This window comes from Gottfriedia solisilvae (genome assembly GCF_002128405.1).
Classification (GTDB): Bacteria; Bacillota; Bacilli; order Bacillales; family Bacillaceae_G; genus Gottfriedia; species Gottfriedia solisilvae.
Map to the genome: position 1 here is coordinate 38,809 of NZ_NETJ01000007.1, position 17,671 is coordinate 56,479.

General features: G+C 31.5%; 24 protein-coding genes. 2 read left to right on the top strand and 22 right to left on the bottom strand.

Translation table 11 applies throughout. From position 1 onward, the window contains the following. The 6 genes from CAB05_RS19270 to CAB05_RS19290 form a co-directional block, all read right to left on the bottom strand. A complete protein-coding gene (locus CAB05_RS19270) occupies nt 1-627 on the bottom strand; it encodes a hypothetical protein (protein ID WP_088003150.1) in 627 nt (208 codons plus the stop codon). A gap of 160 nt (nt 628-787) precedes the next feature. Continuing rightward, entirely contained in the window at nt 788-1,213 is a 426-nt protein-coding gene (locus CAB05_RS19275; protein ID WP_088003154.1) for a hypothetical protein, read from the bottom strand. Between the two features lie 41 nt (nt 1,214-1,254). Next, nucleotides 1,255-1,422: a hypothetical protein gene (locus CAB05_RS22230; protein WP_158093312.1), complete on the bottom strand. Its 168-nt coding sequence runs from the start codon at nt 1,420-1,422 to the stop codon at nt 1,255-1,257. Nucleotides 1,423-1,658: 236 nt separating this feature from the next. Further along, a complete protein-coding gene (locus tag CAB05_RS19280; RefSeq protein ID WP_088003157.1) occupies nt 1,659-2,030 on the bottom strand; it encodes a 1,4-dihydroxy-6-naphthoate synthase in 372 nt (123 codons plus the stop codon). Between the two features lie 65 nt (nt 2,031-2,095). Continuing rightward, nucleotides 2,096-2,674 carry a glycerol-3-phosphate 1-O-acyltransferase PlsY gene (plsY, locus tag CAB05_RS19285; RefSeq protein ID WP_088003160.1) on the bottom strand — a complete coding sequence of 193 codons (579 nt, stop codon included), beginning with the start codon at nt 2,672-2,674 and terminating at the stop codon, nt 2,096-2,098. A gap of 214 nt (nt 2,675-2,888) precedes the next feature. Beyond that, nucleotides 2,889-3,680, bottom strand: coding sequence for a hypothetical protein (locus CAB05_RS19290; RefSeq protein WP_088003163.1), 792 nt, complete (start codon nt 3,678-3,680; stop codon nt 2,889-2,891). 683 nt (nt 3,681-4,363) lie between these two features. Between CAB05_RS19290 and CAB05_RS19295 the strand changes: the two genes are divergently transcribed. Then, nucleotides 4,364-4,858, top strand: a complete 495-nt coding sequence (locus CAB05_RS19295) for a hypothetical protein (RefSeq protein ID WP_088003166.1) — start codon at nt 4,364-4,366, stop codon at nt 4,856-4,858. Between the two features lie 458 nt (nt 4,859-5,316). On the opposite strand, the gene CAB05_RS19300 is transcribed toward CAB05_RS19295, so the two are convergent. The 4 genes from CAB05_RS19300 to CAB05_RS19315 form a co-directional block, all read right to left on the bottom strand. Then, on the bottom strand, nt 5,317-5,775 hold the full coding sequence (locus CAB05_RS19300; RefSeq protein ID WP_088003168.1) for a MarR family winged helix-turn-helix transcriptional regulator: 459 nt from the start codon (nt 5,773-5,775) through the stop codon (nt 5,317-5,319). A gap of 139 nt (nt 5,776-5,914) precedes the next feature. After that, the gene (locus tag CAB05_RS19305) at nt 5,915-6,268 is read right to left on the bottom strand and encodes a DoxX family protein (protein WP_235821565.1); all 354 of its coding nucleotides are present in this window, start codon (nt 6,266-6,268) and stop codon (nt 5,915-5,917) included. Between the two features lie 271 nt (nt 6,269-6,539). Beyond that, a complete protein-coding gene (cynS, locus tag CAB05_RS19310) occupies nt 6,540-6,983 on the bottom strand; it encodes a cyanase (protein ID WP_088003472.1) in 444 nt (147 codons plus the stop codon). A 32-nt stretch (nt 6,984-7,015) separates the two neighbouring features. After that, nucleotides 7,016-7,594: a beta-class carbonic anhydrase gene (locus CAB05_RS19315; protein WP_088003174.1), complete on the bottom strand. Its 579-nt coding sequence runs from the start codon at nt 7,592-7,594 to the stop codon at nt 7,016-7,018. A 177-nt stretch (nt 7,595-7,771) separates the two neighbouring features. Here CAB05_RS19315 and CAB05_RS19320 point away from each other — a divergent pair, with 177 nt between their 5' ends. Further along, nucleotides 7,772-8,206: an Lrp/AsnC family transcriptional regulator gene (locus CAB05_RS19320; protein WP_088003475.1), complete on the top strand. Its 435-nt coding sequence runs from the start codon at nt 7,772-7,774 to the stop codon at nt 8,204-8,206. 70 nt (nt 8,207-8,276) lie between these two features. Here the strand turns inward: CAB05_RS19320 and CAB05_RS19325 are convergent, their stop codons facing one another. From CAB05_RS19325 to CAB05_RS19380, 12 genes are all read right to left on the bottom strand, one after another. Next, entirely contained in the window at nt 8,277-8,747 is a 471-nt protein-coding gene (locus tag CAB05_RS19325; RefSeq protein WP_088003177.1) for a DinB family protein, read from the bottom strand. A gap of 139 nt (nt 8,748-8,886) precedes the next feature. Next, the gene (locus CAB05_RS19330) at nt 8,887-9,300 is read right to left on the bottom strand and encodes a nuclear transport factor 2 family protein (protein ID WP_088003181.1); all 414 of its coding nucleotides are present in this window, start codon (nt 9,298-9,300) and stop codon (nt 8,887-8,889) included. A gap of 106 nt (nt 9,301-9,406) precedes the next feature. Next, a complete protein-coding gene (gene hxlB, locus CAB05_RS19335) occupies nt 9,407-9,964 on the bottom strand; it encodes a 6-phospho-3-hexuloisomerase (RefSeq protein ID WP_088003184.1) in 558 nt (185 codons plus the stop codon). A gap of 8 nt (nt 9,965-9,972) precedes the next feature. Beyond that, complete coding sequence (hxlA, locus tag CAB05_RS19340; protein ID WP_088003187.1) at nt 9,973-10,605, bottom strand: 3-hexulose-6-phosphate synthase; 633 nt, start codon at nt 10,603-10,605, stop codon at nt 9,973-9,975. A gap of 54 nt (nt 10,606-10,659) precedes the next feature. After that, entirely contained in the window at nt 10,660-11,073 is a 414-nt protein-coding gene (locus CAB05_RS19345; RefSeq protein WP_088003190.1) for a nuclear transport factor 2 family protein, read from the bottom strand. 148 nt (nt 11,074-11,221) lie between these two features. Further along, nucleotides 11,222-12,697, bottom strand: a complete 1,476-nt coding sequence (locus CAB05_RS19350; RefSeq protein ID WP_088003193.1) for an aminotransferase class I/II-fold pyridoxal phosphate-dependent enzyme — start codon at nt 12,695-12,697, stop codon at nt 11,222-11,224. Between the two features lie 56 nt (nt 12,698-12,753). After that, nucleotides 12,754-13,668, bottom strand: coding sequence for a pyridoxamine 5'-phosphate oxidase family protein (locus tag CAB05_RS19355; RefSeq protein WP_088003196.1), 915 nt, complete (start codon nt 13,666-13,668; stop codon nt 12,754-12,756). Nucleotides 13,669-13,980: 312 nt separating this feature from the next. Continuing rightward, on the bottom strand, nt 13,981-14,637 hold the full coding sequence (modB, locus tag CAB05_RS19360) for a molybdate ABC transporter permease subunit (RefSeq protein WP_088003199.1): 657 nt from the start codon (nt 14,635-14,637) through the stop codon (nt 13,981-13,983). Between the two features lie 9 nt (nt 14,638-14,646). After that, nucleotides 14,647-15,450 (bottom strand): molybdate ABC transporter substrate-binding protein, encoded by an 804-nt coding sequence (gene modA / locus CAB05_RS19365; RefSeq protein ID WP_174567305.1) that lies wholly within the window; start codon nt 15,448-15,450, stop codon nt 14,647-14,649. A gap of 30 nt (nt 15,451-15,480) precedes the next feature. Further along, on the bottom strand, nt 15,481-15,714 hold the full coding sequence (locus tag CAB05_RS19370; protein WP_088003206.1) for a group-specific protein: 234 nt from the start codon (nt 15,712-15,714) through the stop codon (nt 15,481-15,483). Further along, nucleotides 15,715-16,248 (bottom strand): molybdopterin-guanine dinucleotide biosynthesis protein B, encoded by a 534-nt coding sequence (mobB, locus tag CAB05_RS19375; protein ID WP_088003209.1) that lies wholly within the window; start codon nt 16,246-16,248, stop codon nt 15,715-15,717. It abuts the gene before it with no gap. An 81-nt stretch (nt 16,249-16,329) separates the two neighbouring features. Then, nucleotides 16,330-17,379: an Mrp/NBP35 family ATP-binding protein gene (locus CAB05_RS19380; RefSeq protein WP_088003212.1), complete on the bottom strand. Its 1,050-nt coding sequence runs from the start codon at nt 17,377-17,379 to the stop codon at nt 16,330-16,332. Nucleotides 17,380-17,671 lie beyond the last annotated feature (292 nt).

Here is a 17,671-nt window from a genome sequence, read left to right on the forward strand (position 1 = left end):
TTACTGAATGGTTTTAACAAAATTACAAAACATAGAAACTCCAAAATCATTTTTATCCTCGAGAAATTTTGTTTTATCTTCAATGATTTGTTCAATTTCATCGACTTTATTTAGTATCTTAGCTAATCCAACAGCATTCATTGCCCTAACGTAATCAATTCCTGTTAATACTATGCTTTCTTCTCCATCACTTAAACAGTCATTAAATACGTTCTCTTTAATTGAATATTTATCAATATAGGGGAACGCTATTTCCTTGATGGCACTAAAAATACTATTTGATATATTCTCAATATTACTCTCTTCAATTATTGTCCATCTTCTTTGTTTACCTACAATCAAATTACCGAGCTCAGTACCTATACTGAAGGTTTGTTTTTTCTCTTTTTGATTTAATAAACCATTATTCATATTTTTCATTTCTTCCAATTCGTCAAAGCGAATGCCAACATCAACTGTAATGTCAAAGTCATCTAAGTGGTTAATAAAAGATAAGTGAATAGCAACTTTACCAAATTCAAAAGGCTTCCATAATTGTTGTCTTGAAGTATTTTTTTTATATCCGTATATAGATAACTGTTTATGTAATTGGTCCAATAGCATATTCTTTTGGTCCTGCTTTTTCATACATACACCTCCAATTAAAAGGTACCATAAAATTATTTGATAATCCCTCTTATTCAACTAATTTGCCATTTAGCAAATAAAAAAGACCGCCGAAGCAGCCTATCGTTGTTCAACTAACGCGCCAGTTAAGTGCATAGCGACTGTATGAAGAAAAAATGATTCAATTAACGGAAGTACACTTTTTATTTAAATAGGTTATTTTTATATTATAAAAATCTGTAATTTCTAAAAGATATGTAATACTAGGAATTTCATGTGACCAATCATAACTATCCCATCCTACATTTACAAAATATGATTGATCTACACATATTGCATTCCATGTATTTTTATTTTTTACACTTATTGAATACTTTTCAAAAGGTGTATATTTATTTTGAACATCAACATAAAAATGGTTTCCTTTTTCCTTTTTTATGTATTTTTTTAATATTTTTACACTCGCTGAACTTGAGTGGTAAATCATTATATTTTTTTCTACTTTTGGAAACACAATATTTATAATTTTAGGGTTTAGTTTAATAAATATGAAAAGTCCAAGTATTAAGGTTATTAATACTACAAATATTCTCAAAATCAATCTCATATAGTTACTCCAGTTATAAACAAATATAAGGCATAAACCTATTAAATCCTCGGTCGATCATTGCTGTGTGTAATTCTTGTAATTTCTTCATTCATTATTTCTTTATTACTTTTAATCGGCGCTTTAGTGCCATACTTCTTCTGCATAAAGAAACCCAGTGCGATTGCAAATAAACCAATACCCCAAAATAAATATCCAAAAATTGTCATTAAGTTTGCTCCTATCATAAAAAAAGTTAGTTCTATGAAACAATATGTATCTTTTTTTACATTCGACAATTTGGTAAAAAATACCTTTACAAAAAAGTCATTATGATTTTCAACATTAAATTTCTAGGGAACATTCTATTTTCATATTCAGCTATTATGCCAAATAGCACAAAAAAACCGACTAAATAGTCGATCATTTTGTGCAACTAATGCGCCAGTTGGTTGAATAAGTAAAATTAATTTATATTCTTATTGTAGCCACCTCTATTAGGTAACTCATTTTCAAAATCACATGAAGCGACAACTAAATATCCTTCTCCCCAAAGAAATTCCATCAACTTTCCGACAATTAATTTATATTCTTCTTTTCTATAATAATCTGAAAGGTCCATATCTAGAAAGTATCGATAATAAAGAAAACCATCAATGAGAGTTTTTGAGTTTTCCTCTTCAAACTCCTTATTTTTTCTAACGTCAATAGTGAATAAATCTCCCTTTATTGAAAAATATTTATCATATTCTAAAGATAGGAAATTCGAGATATTCTCTGTTAATATATCAATTGATAAATTGGTATTTATGAAAATTTTACAATATAAATCCTCCAAATATATTCACCTCATTATATAACTTCTTATTTAACTAATGCGCCAGTTAGCTTAACAAGTAAACACTAATTTTTAACTATTTTGTTCTCTGTTCCATTTACAATTCTTTTTATATTTTGTCGATGTAGAATGATTATTGATACGCTTATTAGTAGAGAAAGGGCAATGAGAACTTTATCTTCAAATATAAGACTGTAAATGAATAATGCTATACTAGCCAACATTGAACTTAGTGATACATATTTGGTAAATAGCAATGTTAATACAAACACAACAAAACCAACAAAAACAGCTAAAGGAGTCAAAAATAGGAAAACTCCAGTTGCTGTCGCAACAGCCTTTCCACCTTTAAAACTGGCAAAAACAGAAAATATGTGCCCTAATATGGCTAATAAACCACATACAATAGGGTTAACTGTAGAACCAAGTATTAGGGGAAGTAAACAAGCAAATGTACCTTTTAATATATCAGCAATTGCAACAATTACTCCTGCTTTTATACCTAAAACTCTATAAGCATTAGTTGCACCTAGATTACCACTACCGTAATCACGAATATCTTTTTTATAAAACATTTTACCGATTACTAATGCAAATGAGATTGATCCAATTAAATAACTTAGAATCAATGTTAAAATGTTCAAAGTATTATCTCCTTACATAGTTTGTTAAGTAAGTATTTCTATTTATTGCATATGATTTCCTTCAATCCTTCTTATGTCTTTCCCGATTCACTTGCTTCTTCAACTAAACTGCCAATAGTACAATAAAAAATAGACTGCCGTAGCAGCCTATCGTTATAGAACTAATGCTCTCGTTAGTTACACAAGAACATATACTTATTAGGTTAAATAGGTATCATTTAATATTGGTTTCAGCATTATTTGGCATTTGACTTTCATCAAAGACTAGGTAACGAGTATATAACATATAATAATAACCATAATTTTGGAAGCTTAATTTAAGTTCGTAACTTGCCACAGATGAAGCAGTATATGTAAGATTAATAGTTTGTTTAGGTTTAATTGTTAAATTCTCTTTTATAGGCAATGTATACATTCGTACATTTCCGCTGCCGCATCCTTCAGGGATCACACACCCACCAGAGGTACTTCCAATAGTTCTTAGTGTCGTAATGGTATAATTACTCTCATTTGTTATAGATACCGTTACGGTTTCGCCAATATTATACTTCTGTTTATCAGTTTTAAATTCAATTCCACCATCAGGTAAAATTACAGGCTTTATTATACTAATACCCACTGGTTTTCCGTAAATTTTGCCATTGGATACTACTTGAACATAGAAACCTCCACTTCTATTTTGTTTAGGAGATTTAGCAGTTATTTTTGTTGTCTTATTAGCTTTTAAATTTACCTTAACTTTGAAACTATGATTAACTGGATCAGTTACACAGATTTTTCCTGATGGACAAGTTTTTGTTGGAGATTTAAAAACTAAGTATCCATTAATATCATTCTTATATTGATTGGTAACATTAACACTTATTGTTTCCCATTCCTGGTACTCCTTTTTTGAAGTTTTAATGATTATTCCATTTGTTGTTGCTGCATTCCCTAAATTTATATCAAAATTAGCTAGAGACAAAATAAAAATAAATACTAATGCTATAAAACTTTTTAATCTCATATTATTTCCCCTTATGTATTATTTAGTTGACGAACCCTATTAGAATATATCACGAAATTTTTAAATAAGATTGTGACTTTTCTATTATTTCTTGAAATAAAAAATGCTCTTACCATCTAAAAAGATAGCAAGAGCATGTAAGAACAAATTAATTTAATATGTTATTGGGAATTAGTACGTACACAATACACATGAATGATAATCCAATTGTTTTCTAAACTAGTTACTTAACAAAACCAATTATCAATCCTAAAACCATCATTATAATAAATAAAATGTAATTAGCGCTTGGCGTTAGCTGAACAGAATATTTAAAACAAATTTAATTCCATGTTAAAAATCATTAGTTTTAATTGTAATATTTTCTTTTTTAAGCTTACCTTTAGAGTCATACCACCTAAATAAACTATTAGTACCACAATAAATCAAGAAATTTTCTGTTGTTAATTAATTACGATAATAAAATAGTTTTAGTTAGTATATTGTGTATATTTTACTAATTATTCTAATTTTTTGTGTTATTCTATCTTTATATATGGTATTATTTCCCTGAAATGTATATTTGTAAATAAGCTATATTGGCGTTAAAAAAATATTAAATACAAAAATTTATGTGATTAAAAACACAGATTTAATCATCGGGAGAAAAAAATTTTATAAATATTATCTGAGGAGTAATTAAAATGACAGCAACATTATCAATTTCTAGCATAATAGGCTTTATATTAGGACTTATATGTTCCTATCTTCTATATAAGTTTGTGTTAAGTAAACGAAATTTCAAGGAAGTTCAATCAAATATTTTAGAACACAAACAGACAGAGGAGTTTCAGTCATTATTAGAAGTAGAGTTTCGAAAAGGGATTGAAGAGGGAGAAAAAAGAACTTTGGGCAAGTTTGCTTTGACATACGAACCTTTTATAGAAGTATCAGACTCTTTCTTCAAAAAAACAGCAGAAGCTGGATATACAATGCAAATGTTCTATAGCGGTCTACCTATAGGAGATCCAATGAAAAGAATAACAAAGTATGAAGAAAAATATAAAGATGAAAATGTAAAATATTTAATAGATTCGGTTAATGGAACATTAAATAATATTCTGCTTATGGTTGATCCATTAGGAATTCCAGTAAAAGTAAATGGAAATCCTAAAATTGAAAAAAAGAAAACAGGATAAGTTACCGTGCTTTAGGTACAAAATACAGGACTACTTCGATAGTCCTTTTTTATTGACTACTAGCAGACTAATTGAGTTAGATATTATAGCTCTTCAATTAACGCTGAGTGATAGTTGAATAACTTAGTAATATAAAAATGCTTGCCATTTTGTGAATCTTTTCACTTAAACTATACTGCCATTTAGTTTAAGTGAAAAACCTCACAATTCAAATGTCAAATAGCTAAATTCCTGAAAACTATCTTAACAGGGATTCCTAATTTTACTAATCTTCCAATAAGATGAATAACGATTCTCTTAATTTCAACCTAATATCTCGTAAAGTCTTACCAATAAAATAAAGCAGTCCAATTGATAAGCGAATTGGACTGCCATTTAATGTTTAAACTTAAAAAATCCTGTTTATTTTGTACCTCATTCAAAGGTATCATTACTTAGAATCTAGTCTGTTACAATTACTATTTATTAATTTTAATGTCTGCAGCACCTATTCCAATTTTTTTTAGTAATTGTATCATTATGAGTTTTTCGTCGTCTGTAATAAATGATAGATTTTGCGATATTGTTTCTACATGAGAAGGAAAAATATTATCAAACAAATCCTTCCCCTTTTCAGTAAGGACAATAAGAGATGCTCTTCGATCTGTAGGACTTGGTATTCTATTTACAAATTCATTCTTTTCTAACTTATCTACAACGTATGTTATACTTCCAGTTGGAATTGAAAAAATTTCACTTATTTGTTGAATTGGGTGTGGACCTTTATTGTATAGCAATTCAAGAATCATAAAATTCTCGGGGCTAATCCCCTTGCTCTCAATATCTCTTCTAACGTTATTCATTACAGCTTGAGAAGCTTTGACCCAAATTCGAAAAAACTTTAAATCAAGCTCAGTTTGTTCATTTCCTTGAAACATCTATCTTCCTCCTAAAAACCAACTATATAAATAAAAGATACTCGACTTTATTAATAACTTCAAATTGATTTTTTAGTGGAAAACGGCCAAAAATAGATAAATTCACTACAATTATGTGATTAAATTCAATTTGATCAAGTTAAAGTCCTAATGCACTAAAATTCAAAGTTAACACAATTAAACCTAATACCAAAAGAAAGATTGGCATAATAGCTTTAGAAAAGGGATCTTTCACGCGTACCAAATGTGTCAGTATGGCCCCAAGCATAGTTCCTATTATCAGGATTCCACCTATAGCAGCAAAAGTATCATTCCAGATGCCAGCAATCATAAAACCAGCTGCAATGACCTCAACCAATCCAGTAAATACTCTAAATCCGCTCGGTAAACGGTAGCGCTTAAATTCATCTACCATTTGTTTAGAACCAAATTTAGATAATCCAAACATAATAAAACCAATTGCTAAAATAACTTGCAATATTGTCGATAACATATTCATTTTCCCCCACTCTTTTTATATACATATTATTTACTCTAATATTATATATTCTAACATTAGAGTAAATATATCCTAACATTAGAGTTTTTTTATGTCAATCTAGAAATTTCCCTTTTTTAAATTCAAATCAACAATTAAATGCTGAACCAAAAAAGGCCACCTTTTTACCTAATGTAAAAAGATGACCTTTGGGAAATGGAGAAAATTAGAAATTTTACTTGTTAAATATGAACTTTTTGCCATTACTACTTTCATTTAAATGAAATTACCATTTTCTATAAGGTAAGAATTTACCATTCAATGTTATTAAAACTCGATCCCCTTTTGGATCTACTTTCTTTTGGATATCCAGCTCAAAGTCTATAGCACTCATAATACCTTCTCCAAATTTCTCATGGATTAGTTCTTTTAGTGTAGGACCATAAACTAATAACGCTTCGTAGAAACGATATAATAATGGATCAGTTGGAGGCATTTGCATTACTGTTCCTCTAGTTGGTATTCTTGTTAAAGCTTCTACTACTTCTTGATCTAGTTCTAGAAGTTCACCAATTTTTGTAGCTTCTTCAATTGACATAGTCGCTTGTCCTAATAATGCTGTAACAATCCAGCTCTCTGCATTTTCTCCTACACTAGCAATGTCTGCCCACTTTAACCCTTTTGCTACTTTTGCTTCAATAACTTTTTCTGCTGCTTCTACTCTATTCATCATGTCAAATATGTCCTCCTCTTTAATTGTTTTTATTTAGATACTGCTACTACTTGATAACCATCTACTACTAAGTCTAATTTTCCTGTACCAGGGTCAATTGCTAATCCGTGTACTGGTACATCTTTAGGAATTAAAGGATGGTTTCGAACTAAATCAATATTTGCTTTTATTGAATCAACTACATTGTCAAATCCAAATAACCATTTGTGTAAATCAATACCAGCATACTCAAGATTTTTAATTACATCCTGTGATACTACACCACGATCTAACGCTTTTTGGATTGTTCCTTTCGGATTACTTTGGCTCATTCCACATTTGTGATGACCGATAATAAAGATTTCATCTGCATTTAATTCGTATACTGCTGTTACAATACTGCGCATAATACTACCAAATGGATGTGAAATGATTCCTCCTGCATTTTTAATTATTTTAGCGTCACCGTTGTGTAAGTCTAAAGCTTTTGGCAACAATTCAACTAAACGTGCGTCCATACAAGATACTACTACCATTCTTTTTTTCGGAAATTTTGTTGCTTCATATTGTACAAATTCTTCGTCATTCACGAACTTGCCGTTGTGCTCAAGAATCTCTTGTAATAACATACTGTAACCTCCTGCTGGTTAGTTTAAAAAAATTTATTTTTAACCCTCTATGTGCTATAAATAGATATGGATGAAATACTAGTTAAGTTGTTGATTGAGGGTATAAACTAAGTATAAAGATTCGGTCTAATAAGCTGAACAAGTTGGTGAAACGGTTTATTAGTATCTATTTTCATGATGAAAGGATTTTTAATTTTGGTTGATAATATAGATCTCAAGATACTAGCATTATTAAAAGAGAATTCAAGAATGCAATGGAAAGACATAGGTCAATTAATTCATATGACAGGACAGTCTGTGGGAAATCGTATACGTAGATTAGAGGATATGGGGATTATCGAGCAATATACCATTGCAACAAACAAGGCTAAGCTGGGAATGCCAATTACTGCATTTATTACAATATTTTTAGAGTCATCTAACCACTTAGCATTTAGAACGTTTTATGAAAAAGAGGAATCAATTACCGAAGTTCATAGAATAAGTGGTGAAGGTTGCTTTCTATTGACTGCTCATTTCACCTCAAATGAAGCACTTGATGATCTTCTTGCAGAATTGTTAAAACACGGCAATTATCGTGTTAATATATCGATTGGTAAGTTAAAATCATGAAACACCTTACTACAAAATTTAACTTATGTTTATAATGAAAAAAACCGTTCTGATCTCAGAACGGTTTTAATTATTGATTGATTAGTGCATTAATATTTTTTATAGCAGCAAAATGCATTGCTTCATGGTAAACACAAAAGACCATTAATTCCTCTACAGTATTAAAATTTAATCCAGTCGACGAGTTATATGGCGTTGGTATTTCATGATTCATTTTATCAGCTAATGTTAATTCAATTCTCTCCAACTGCTCATTTAGTAAGTAAATCATTTGAGGTATTGTTGGTGGCTCTACAGTCCAATTTGAAGGCTGCGTACCGGGATCAAATAAACTATTCATATTAGCAGGAAATTTTGTATGTTCTCCAGTAAGTTGAAAAGCAAATTTTTCTTGAGCAACATAAATGTGGCCTAAGTTCCAAATGATATTATTCTTTAGTCCATCTGGAATTATTTTCGCTTTTTGATCACTCATATCTTTAACATAATTAATAGTTTGACGACGAATAAAATCTAATTGACGTAAAATTACGTTTTTCATTAGTTTTTCCTCCTTAAATAGTGGTTGGAATTTATAAACTAGAAACTGCCGGGAGTACATTACCCGACAGCTTCACCTGAGGTTGGATAAATACTAGTTAATTTTGATGATTAACTACTAACTAAGTTTTTTAACAGATTTATTTATATCGTCTTTCACTTTCTTCTATTGGATAATCGTTTCCAGCCATATCTCTTCGTTTCATAAGTCCGTCTTCACCGAATTCCCAATACTCGTTTCCGTGACATCTCATCCATTGGCCTGTATTTCTATCTTGATATTCATATTCAAAGCGTACTGCAATTCGATTGTCTGTATAGCTCCAAAGCTCTTTCATTAACTTGTAATTCGTTTCTCTTTCAAATTTTTTAGTTAAGAAATTCTTAATTGCTTCACGACCTGTAAAAAATTCGGAACGGTTACGCCAATTAGAATCTATTGAGTATCCCATTGAAATACGTACTGGATCTTGAGAGTTCCAAGCATCTTCAGCAAATTTAACTTTTGCTAACGCTTTTTCTAGTGTAAATGGAGGTCTGATATCTTTACTCATCTTAATTCTCCCCTTTAATTAAATGTATTTGATTGTTAAAAAGTTATCTTACTCGCCACATTTAAACAGACAGTTCTGTATAAATGTGGCGAATTTTTTCAACATTTTATTCTAGATTTGCATGTTTACCATACATTGTTTGAGAATCTAGCCCCATTTTTTCCATATACCTTAAGATAACTGCATCTAATAAAAGTAATAATGTTTGTTCAAAAAGTGAACCCATTGGTTGTATAGTTTGATAATGATTTTTCGACTTATCTTTAGGAGAACCAGGTAAAGTAATCGTAATATCCGCTAATTTACCTATGCTTGATTCAGGAAAAATACTAACAAGGACAACGACGCCACCTAAACTTTTAGCTTTTTGTGCAATCGATATTAAGCTTTTTGTTTCACCAGAGCCAGATCCAATAATTAACATATCTCCTTTTTCTAAGTTAGGTGTAATCGTTTCACCTACTACATATGAATCTAAATTCATATGCATCATTCTCATCGCAAAGGATTTAACCATAAATCCAGATCGGCCTGCCCCAGCTACAAATATCTTATTTGATTGTACAATTGCATCGACTAGCTTTTCAGCTGCGTCATCAGGTATTTGATCTGTTGCAAGATTTATCTCTTTTATGATTTCAGTTAAATATTGAGTTGTCTGCATAGATGTCACTATCCTTTTTTTATTAATTTTTGCATTTCTGCTGCTACTGCTTTTTTATCATCTTGACCAGTAATTCCTCCACCAACAATGACTAAATCTGGTTTCGCATTTATTACTTCTTGTAATGTGCTAAGTTTGATTCCACCTGCTACTGCAGTTTTCGCATTCTTAACTACGCTTTTAATCGTTTGTAGATCTTCGAATGAATTTTTTCCAATTGCTTGTAAGTCATAGCCTGTGTGAACGCAGATGTAATCTACTCCAAACTCATCAAGTTCTTTTGCTCTTCCTGCGATATCTTTTATACCAATCATGTCTACTAAGATCTGTTTACCTTGTTTTTTTGCTTCTGATACTGCACCTTTAATTGACATGTCTTCTGCTACCCCAAGAATAGTGACAATATCAGCTCCTGCTTCAGATGCTTTCATTACTTCATAGCCAGCAGCATCCATTATCTTTAAATCTGCTAAAACCTCTAATGATGGATAAGCCTCTTTAATTGCCTTAACTGCGTGTAAACCTTCATTTATGACTACTGGAGTACCAATTTCTACTACATCAATAAATTCTTCTACCTCTTTTACTACTTGAATTGCTTCTTGAATGTTAACTAAATCTAACGCTAATTGTAATTTCATAATTTTTCTCCCCTTAGTGTTTTTTTTGTTTTTTTATGCCTTCATTCATATTTTTTATTTATAACGACGATCAATTTCATTAATTGGGTAATCATTTCCACTCATATCTCTTCGTTTCATAAGACCGTCATCACCAAACTCCCAAAGCTCGTTTCCGTGACATCTCATCCATTGACCAGTTTCCGCAACTTGGTATTCGTATTCAAATCGTACTGCAATACGATTGTCAGTGTAGCACCAAAGTTCTTTCATTAGTTTATAGTGTTGTTCTTTCTTGTATTTATTTGTTAAGAACGTTTTAATTTCATCTCTACCTTTTATAAAATCAGTTCGGTTACGCCAATCTGAGTCAACTGTATATCCCATTGAAATGCGTTCTGGATCTTGTGAGTTCCATGCATCTTCAGCAAATTTAACTTTAGCTAGCGCCTTTTCAAGCGTAAATGGAGGTCTAATATCTTTACTCATTAATTTTCATCCTTCCTCTTTATGAGTTAGAGTTTTTCTTGCTCTACAATTACATAATACAGACAGGTCTGTATAATTACAAGTTATTTATTAATAAATTTTATTTAATTTACATGATAATTTTTGGAAGTAATGTAATAATTTATCTTTACTTTGCAGTTTCCGTCTCTTTTATTACCCTTAATGTTTTCAAATCATAATCTTCAGCACCCTGCACTGGTAGACCTGCTTCGATATTCTTTTTAATGTAAACTAGGTTTTCTTCTGTAATCATTTCACCCGGAATGAATATAGGAATACCTGGTGGATATACCATAACAAATTCGGCAATGATTCTTCCAACTGATTCATCAAATGGAATGATTTCTGTATCAGCATAGAAAGCATCTCTTGGAGTCAATAAAAGCTTAGGAATCGTTGGAAGCAATACAGGTGCAGCTTCTTTTAAGAGATCCTGATCTCGAAAAGTTATAGATAAGTCATTTAATGCATTAACAAGTTTTGATACGTCTCCTTCAGTATCTCCTGGCGTGATAATGCACAGGATATTATATAGGTCTGATAATTCTACTTCTATGTTAAATTTCTCTCGAAGCCATTTTTCAGCATCATGACCTGTAATTCCTAGCTCTTTAACTGAAATAAGAAGTTTTGTAGGATCCAACGCAAAAATGGCATTAGAATCTAAAATTTCACGCCCAACACATGAAAGATTATCAATTTGATTAATTTTTGCACGTGTTCTTTCTGCCATGTTTATTGTTTTTTCTAACAAATATTTCCCTTCAGTTACTAATTGTCTCCTTGCTACATCTAAAGATGATAGTAACAAATATGAAGTTGATGTCGTCGTCAACATACTTAAAGTCGTTTGAATATGAGAAGGAGAAACAAGATTACCTTGTACATTTAGTATCGAACTTTGAGTCATTGAACCCCCTAATTTATGCACACTTGTTGCAGCCATGTCTGCACCCACTTGCATTGCTGATAAAGGAAGTTCATCATGGAAATGTATATGTGCACCATGTGCCTCATCTACAAGTACAGGTATATCTCTCGCATGAGCAATATCTACGATTTTTTTCAAATCTCCCGAAATACCAAAATAAGTTGGATTTATGACAAGTACTGCTTTAGTATCAGGGTGTTCTATTAAGGCTTTTTCTATTGAATCAGGTGTAACCCCATGTGATATCCCAAGTGTTGGATCAACTTCAGGATGAATAAAAATTGGTATTGCACCTGAAAAAATGATTCCACTCATGATTGATTTGTGAACATTACGGGGAACTATTATTTTATCTCCAGGTCCACAAACACTCATCACCATTGTCATAATCGCTCCACTGGTTCCTTGAATCGAAAAAAAGGTATAATCTGCACCAAATGCTTCTGCTGCTAAGGATTGTGCATGTTTGATAATTCCTTTTGGCTGATGCAGATCATCTAATGGTGCAATATTAATTAAATCAATTGCCAGAGCATTTTCACCGATAAACTCTTTAAATTCCGTATCTATACCCATCCCTTTTTTATGACCGGGTATATGAAATTGTATTGGATTTTTCTGCGCATGCTCTACTAATGCCGTAAATAATGGAGTATTAAATTGTGAAGTCATGTTTAATCCTCCCCTTCCCCTGTTTATTCTATTTCTATCTATTGTTACTTCTTTTATTAAATTGCTTTTGGATTAAAAGGAGAATATTTTATGAATTCCCATTGATAGTATCCTGCAGTATCGGTTTGAATGACTTCTTTCACTTGAAATTCTACCAACCGTTCTGCGCCTGGAAATTGACTTAACATGTCATCATTCATTTCCCAAATAACATGTGCTTCACCACTAAGTTGTAGAATATCCCCATTTTCAAAATTAATAAATAATAATCCTACTTTTGGATTTTGAACAATGTTTCCTAACGTATTAAACAAGTTATTGCCTGAGTAGTCAGGGAACATCAATGATCCATTTTCGAAAACTTTTATAAATCCGGGCATTCCACCTCTGTGTGAAACATCCATTTTCCCTTCAGAACTTGAACTTGCAATAAAAAATGTATCTGATTGATTGATCCATACTTGTTGACTTTGAGTAAGGTTTTTTTCACGATAAGCAACCTTATTTTGTTTATTGATATCAGGTTTATATGAGAAATTCCTTGCCTGAATAAATTTTGGACAATTTCCATATACTTGTTCAGCCTGGACTTCTATAGATCCATTTGAGTTTTTAGAAATCACACCATTAATACGCATCCTGATTCTTGAAACTAAATTAATAACGACTACCCCTATCTCTTTGTTTTCTTCAATATTAGAGAACAACGGGTCAAACTCGTTTATTTTCGTATTGATTCGTATTTTATTTGGCGCAATTACTTGTATTATTCCAGGATCACCTGCTATAAAGGAGCTCCAAACTTGCCCATTTTTATCCATAGATCCAATCATAAGCATATTTTGTTCATTTAAAAAAGCTTCAAATCTATCTGAAATAGTAGGTTTAATCATCGTTCCTACTGAATTTGCGAATTCTTCTACTCCAAGTAATTCTTGAACTAATCGTTCACCTGAATGAAAGACACTCATTTCATATACCTCCTATCCTTAATAATCTTCTTTATTTGAATTTCTAATAAGTAAAAAAAGTTGTCATAGCAGAATTAGTATTCTTATAAAGCATATTTTTGATTAACTGATAACAAAAAATACTAATTAGATCTACCTTGAAAGTTATTATACATACAAGTCTGTATATTTACAATCAATTTCTCACCATGTTGAATGAATACTTTTAAGACAATTCAACTTACATATTAGTAACAAATTAGGAAATTGTCATAAGGAGGAGGTATTTTATATATCTTGGTTATTTATTTTTCACCAGATAAAAATACCTTCTCATTTTTGTTTAAACTGAACAAAGATTAACATTATAAAAGAAATCAACACCATTGAAAGAACCCAAAGCCAAGCCATTTTCATATTTCCAGAGTCAATTGCCAAATAAATTGCTGTAGGGACTGTCTGTGTTTCACCTGGGATGTTACCGGCAAACATAAGCGTAGCTCCAAACTCACCAAGTACTCTAGCAATACTTAAAATGCTTCCAGTAATTATAGAATTGAATGAAAGTGGAATTGAAATAAAGAAAAAGACTTGCCATTCATTCGCTCCAGAAACTCTTGCAGCATCCTCTATTTCACGATCTACACCTCGGAATCCAGTTTTTGCTGATTGATACATTAGTGGAAATGCGACAACGATAGAAGCAATGACGGCTGCCCACCATGTGAATATGATTGGTTGTTTAAAGAACCACTCGACTGTTTTACCTAGAATACTTTGCCTACCAAATAAAACAATAAGCAAAAATCCGACTACTGTTGGTGGAAGGACTAAAGGTAGCATAAGAATAGTCTCTAATATAATCTTACCCTTAAATGTTTTCTTTGATAGAATCCTTCCTGCTATAGTACCTAACACAATAACAATCAACCCAGATACAATAGCAACTTTAATGGATAGCTTAAGTGGGATTAAGAATTCTTCAATCATTCAAACTCCTCATTTCGATGTGAACCCATATTTTTCAAATATTTGTTTAGATTTTTCCCCTTGAAGAAATAAATAAAATTTCTTAGCTTCAGAACGACTTTTTGAATGATCAATGATTCCCACAGGATAAAGAATTGGTTGATGTGTTTGTTTATTAGCTTCTTCAACAACTTCGATTTTTTTTGAAGTAAGTGCATCTGTTTTATAGACAATACCTGCATCGATGTTTCCTGTTTCTACATACGATAGAACTTGCCTTACATCTTTTGCATACACCATTTTTTGCTCAACACTTGACCAAAGGTTCATATTTTCTAATGATTCCTTAGCATATTGTCCAGCAGGAACTGACTCAGGTATCCCTATTGAAATTTTCATAACATCTTTCTTTTTAAGGTCTTCAAACTTCTTAACGATTGACTCAGTATTAGTAGGTGTTACTAAAACTAATTCATTTCCAACTAAATCAACGTATTCGTCTTCTAATATAATTCCATCATTAACTAACTGAGCAAATTTATCCTTTCCCGCTGAGAAGAATAAATCTACTGGAGCACCCTTTTCGATTTGTTGTTGGAGAGCTCCCGAAGCACCAAAATTAAATCTAAGCTTTACATTAGGATGTTGTTTTTCATACACCTTTTGGACCTCCGTTAGACTTTCTTTTAAACTAGCGGCCGCTGATATCGTAAGTGCTACTTTTTCTTTACTAGCTTCTGTATTGTCTTGTTTATTAAAATGACTATAAAGTCCAATCACAACTGCACAAACAACAACAAAAGTGACTATTCCATATAGAAATCTCTTAAATATCATATCATTCAACTCTCCCAATTTTTTCAATCAAAGTTTTTTAATTAAATCACTTAAGTGTTTATTTCTATTTTTTTGTTCCTCTGGAGTTACTAAGTCATACTTTTTCAAAAGATGAAATACGTCATTCAATATTAATTGCGACTGACTTGATTGTATTAATAGGTAAAGTTCTTTAGCTAAACTTTCTGGTAAATACTCCTTTTGATAGGCTAATTTAACAAGTACATCATCAATTGAATGATTTACATTGCAAGATCCCATTCAATCTCCTCCTTCTTTTTTTTTGAGTACAATATTCATCAAATATTCTACATACTGTTCCTCATCATGAAGATGAAATATATGATAATCTTTCATTCTATGATTTTCCAAAGGAACATGGCTTATGACACACTTAATATTCGATAAAGTATCTAATAATTGCAAGTCAAATTCACTTCTTATTAATACCACTTTTGGATAATTTTCCTGTTTATATCCTTCAATTATTATTAAATCTGCTGAAAAATATCGATACAATTGAATCGTTTTCTCGAGATTCCAGTCTATAAAATTCGTTCTTAGCTGTAAGACTCCATCACCTTCAACACTTGAGACAATTGCCCCAGCATCAAGGTGTCGACTACTGTCTTTACTAGTTATAACACCATCTGGAGTCCCCCCATGTCCATGATGTTTAATTGTCGCGGTTACTAGCTTATTCTGGTTTGATTTGTTTATTAATTTTTCAATTAAGGTTGTTTTACCACTGTTTTGAAAACCAACAATTTGTAGAATCGAACTTTCTTTATCCATAGTTCTCAACTCCTTTTTAATAGTGGAGCAACTAAAATGAATTTATGACTACTAAAAATATCGGTTTTAAATGCTCAATTTCTATCTACTATGGATAATATCTTCAGCAAGTGAAGTGAAGATTTCTCCAACAATCGAATCTTCATCATACACGGAAGAATCTTGGCTTTCCTCTATTTTTGCAAATGGCACTCTTGCTATTAATTCCGTCTGAAGTTGTTTTGCTAAAGTGTCTCCGCCGCCTTTTCCAAAGAGATAATTTTTGGAACCATCTTTTTCTTCAAAATAGGCCATATTTTCCACAACACCTATGATTTTATGTTTTGTATGTTTAGCCATTGTCCCAGCTCTAGATGCTACGTAAGATGCTGCTTGATGTGGGGTTGTGACGATAATTTCCTTAGCCTGTGGAATCATTGCGGCTACATCGATTGCGACATCTCCTGTACCCGGAGGTAAGTCAAGTAATAAGTAATTTAATTTTCCCCAATGCGTATTTGCTAAGAAATTTTGAATCCACTTATTTAACATAGGCCCTCTCCACATAACAGGGTTATTATTGTCTGTGAAAAAACCCATCGACATAACTTTAACTCCGTGACTAATGACTGGAATTGCCGTCTGATCAATCATAGTTGGCTTTTGATCCACATTCATCATAACAGGAATACTAAAACCGTAAATATCTGCGTCTAAAATACCAACTTCTTTTCCCAATCGAGCTAGGGCAGCAGCGATATTGATTGTGACGGTTGATTTTCCTACTCCACCTTTTCCGCTTGATACTGCAATAAACTGAACTCCAGAATCAGGTAGTAACATACTAGGCATGCCATTATTTGTAGCTGAATTTTTCTTGAGACTTTTCGTTAATGTAGCACGTTCCTCGGCAGTCATTGAACCAAATGTTATTGAAACTTCTGTTGCTCCAATCTCTTTAAGAGAAATTTCTATATCTTCCTTAATTTTTCCTTTTAATGGACAACCTTGAATAGTTAATACAACTTCCAATTCAATACGTTTTCCAGCAATTTTAATATTTCTAACCATATTTAATTCTATAAGGCTCTTATGCAATTCTGGATCTTGGACATGTTCTAATGCTTTTAATATTTGTTGTTCTGAAATCATATTTTTCATTCCTTTGAATTTTTTCAAATCTTGATAATAAAACTGTTAGTAATTTGCTTAAATGAATTTTTTAGCATCAAAAAAACCACCATAAATACACCTATCCAATTAAATAGATTTGCGCATTCATGGTGGAAAAGATTATTAGCAATCCATACTAATATGCCATTCCGCCTTTTTTATAAAATGGAATAGATGAAATAATAACTATCAATTACTAATTCAACACATCCAAAATGTATTAATGATTATTAAAAGTTCACATAAAGTTCATTTTCTCTTCTTTTTTACT